Source organism: Oerskovia rustica (assembly GCF_014836555.1).
Taxonomy (GTDB): Bacteria; Actinomycetota; Actinomycetes; order Actinomycetales; family Cellulomonadaceae; genus Oerskovia; species Oerskovia rustica.
Genome location: NZ_JACSQQ010000065.1, coordinates 2,399 through 5,583 on the forward strand (window position 1 = coordinate 2,399; position 3,185 = coordinate 5,583).

The 3,185-nt window shown below is 72.4% G+C and carries 2 protein-coding genes; one reads left to right on the forward strand and one right to left on the reverse strand.

All coding sequences use genetic code 11. From position 1 onward, the window contains the following. Positions 1 to 125 precede the first annotated feature (125 nt). Positions 126 to 1,376: a hypothetical protein gene (locus H9652_RS19335; RefSeq protein WP_191798428.1), complete on the forward strand. Its 1,251-nt coding sequence runs from the start codon at positions 126 to 128 to the stop codon at positions 1,374 to 1,376. 54 nt (positions 1,377 to 1,430) lie between these two features. Here the strand turns inward: H9652_RS19335 and glf are convergent, their stop codons facing one another. Beyond that, a complete protein-coding gene (gene glf / locus H9652_RS19340) occupies positions 1,431 to 2,582 on the reverse strand; it encodes a UDP-galactopyranose mutase (protein ID WP_191798430.1) in 1,152 nt (383 codons plus the stop codon). Positions 2,583 to 3,185 lie beyond the last annotated feature (603 nt).

The window sequence follows — 3,185 nt, forward strand, 5'->3', positions numbered from 1 at the left end:
CCCCCCCCCCCCCCCCCCCCCCCCCCCCCCACCGCTGGACAGCCCGTCCGACCGGCCCCGAGGGCCGCCGGACGGGACGAACGACCCGGCCTTCCCGGCCGGACCTCACGAAAGCAGGCACGACCATGGCGATGCAGCAGCTCTTCCTCCGGCCCGAGCGGGACACCGACGGGCGGTCCGAGCTGACCAACGTGCGCGCGCACCAGCGGGAGAACGGCCACAGCCACGCCCTGTGGATCCTCGCGGTCCTCGCGGTGACCCTCGTGGTGGGCCTGCTCGTCTCGCTGCTTGCCCCGGGGGCGTCCGCCCTGGCCGTCGCCTCGCGGTCCGCTGCGCTCCCGCACGCGGTGAGCGCCGCCGTCGGGCCGGAGGATCCTGCGGCGGGCGCCGACGCCGAGGCGCCGGCGGAACCTGTCGCTACACCGGTGACCTGGGGCGTGCGGCCCGCCGACACCGTGCACGGCACCGAGCGCCCCAACTACGCCTACTCCCTGGAGCCGGGTGCGAGCCTGGACGACGGGATCATCGTCTCGAACTACACGCAGGGCCCACTGACGTTCCGTGTCTACGCGGCCGACGGGTTCATGACGGACGCGGGCGAGCTCGACCTGCTGCCCGCGGGCGAGGAGTCCTCCGCGCTCGGCGCGTGGGTGTCCTTCGCGGGCGAGGAGGTCACGGTCGACGGTGGCGACAGCGTGGTCGTCCCGTTCACCCTGACCGTCCCGGCCGACGCGACGCCGGGCGACTACGCGGCGGGCGTCGTGTCCTCGCTGCTGGTCGAGAACGCCGAGGGCGTGAGCGTCGACCGCCGCCTGGGCTCGCGCATGCACCTGCGCGTCGCGGGCGACCTGGTCCCGGCCGTCGTGCTCGACGACGTCTCGGTCACCTACGACGGCACGCTCAACCCCTTCGCGGCGGGCGACGCGACCGTGACGTTCACCGTCACGAACGACGGCAACACGCGCCTGGCCGCCGGTCAGGTCGTGCGGGTCGCGGGGCCGTGGGGGGCCGGCGCGCAGAGCACCCCGCGCGTCGAGCTCCCCGAGCTGCTCCCGGGGACGTCCGTGACGCGCACCGTGACGGTCGACGGCGTGTGGCCGCTCGGCCGGGTCTCGGCGGACGTGCGGGTGACCGCGGAGGTCGTCACCGCGATCGGCGCGACGGACGCGGAGGCCGTCCCGGTCGTGGCCCCCGCGACGGCCTCGGCGTCGACGCTCGCGGTGCCGTGGACCGCGCTGGCGCTGCTCGTCCTGGTCGTCGGTGCGGTAGTCCTGTGGCGGCGCGCTGCCCGACGGCGCCGCGCCCGCGACGAGCGCAAGGTCGCCGAGGCCGTGGCCCAGGCCCTCAAGGAGCGCGACGAGCAGCCTGTCGGCTGACGCGCCCGGAACGGCCCGACACCCCCGGCCGACCTGACGCACCCCCGACCGGGGTCAGGAGAACAACGGGTCGAGCCGGTTGTCGACCGTCGAGAGCGCCGACCCGATCGCCATGTGCATGTCGAGGTACTGGTAGGTGCCCAGGCGACCGCCGAAGAAGACTTCGGGCTCGCCCTCGGCCAGGCGACGGTAGGCCGCGAGCCGTTCGCGGTCGGCCGCGGTGCTGACCGGGTAGTAGGGCTCGTCGGTCCGCTCGGCGAAGCGGGAGAACTCCCGCATGATGACGGTCCTGTCGGTCGGGTAGTCGCGCTCCGGGTGGAAGTGCCGGAACTCGTGGATCCGGGTGTACGGCACGTCGGCGTCCGGGTAGTTCATGACGGAGGTGCCCTGGAAGTCGCCCACGGGCAGGACCTCCTGCTCGAAGTCGAGCGTCCGCCACGAGAGCTCGCCCTCGGAGTGGTCGAAGTAGCGGTCCACAGGCCCTGTGTACACGACCGGGACGTGGCCGACGACAGCCTGCTTGTTCACGGGCTGCGAGGCGTCGAAGAAGTCGGTGTCGAGCTGCACGGTGATGTTCGGGTGGTCGGCCATGCGTTCGAGCCACGCCGTGTACCCGTCGACGGGAAGGCCTTCGTGGGTGTCGGCGAAGTAGCGGTTGTCGTACGTGTACCGGACCGGGAGGCGGGAGATGATCGACGCCGGCAGGTCCCGGGGGTCCGTCTGCCACTGCTTGGCCGTGTAGTCGCGGACGAACGCCTCGTAGAGCGGGCGCCCGATGAGGCTCACGCCCTGCTCGTCCAGGTTCTGCGGGGTCCTCCCACCGAGCTCGGCCGCCTGCTCGCGGATCAGGGCGCGCGCGGCGTCGGGACCCAGGGCGCTGCGGAAGAACTGGTTGATGGTCCCCAGGTTGATCGGCAGGGGGTACACCTCGCCGCGGTGCGTGCTGTAGACGCGGTGCACGTACGAGGTGAACCGCGTGAACCGGTTGACGTACTCCCACACGCGCTCGTTCGAGGTGTGGAAGAGGTGCGCCCCGTACTGGTGCACCTCGATCCCCGTCTCGGGCTCGGTCGCGCTGTACGCGTTCCCCCCGATGTGCGACCGGCGGTCGATCACGAGGACCTTGAGCCCACGCTGCGTCGCGAGGCGCTCCGCCACGGTCAGGCCGAAGAAGCCTGCTCCCACCACCACGAGATCCGTCATCATGCTCCCAGCTGAACCGGCCGTCACGTCGCTCGACGCACCTGCGTCGAGGGGCGTCCGTGCGGCCCGGGAACCTCACCGGGAGTCTCGGGATCGAGGTCACGGGCGCCGACGAGCTCGAAGGACTGCAGCATATAGCGCCCCGCTGGGCGTCCGGCCGGCAGCGCCTGCACGGACGTCGCGCCCGTTGCGGGCGCGGTCCCTGGGGGCCGCGGGGCGACAGATCATGCGCCCTGATCGACAGGTTGTGCACGGCGGGCCGGAGGTGCGCCGCGGGAGTGCTTGACTGCCGACGACGCCACTCCCGGACGGGAGGCGGCGCCGCAGTACTCACGACCCCCACGACGAGGACGACCGCCGCACCTGCGGCCGGGTGTCCGGATCGGGTGCACGGACGACACGTCGTCCGTGCACCCTGTCACCGAGGAGCACGACGGAGCACCCGAACGGCAAGGAGGCCGATGACGATCGAGACGTTCCCGTCCCCGCGGTCCCGGCACCCCTCCACGCTGCTCGGTACCCCTTCATTCTGAGAGAGAGTGTGTGTGATGTTCCGACGGATTGGTCAGGCGTGGTCGGGGTTTTCTGAGCGGCGTCCGGGGACGG

Bases quoted from the DNA above. Each gene is read 5' to 3' on its own strand.
- H9652_RS19335 (WP_191798428.1), top strand. From the start codon at position 126: ATGGCGATGCAGCAGCTCTTCCTCCGGCCCGAGCGGGACACCGACGGG.
- glf (WP_191798430.1), bottom strand. From the start codon at position 2,582: ATGATGACGGATCTCGTGGTGGTGGGAGCAGGCTTCTTCGGCCTGACC.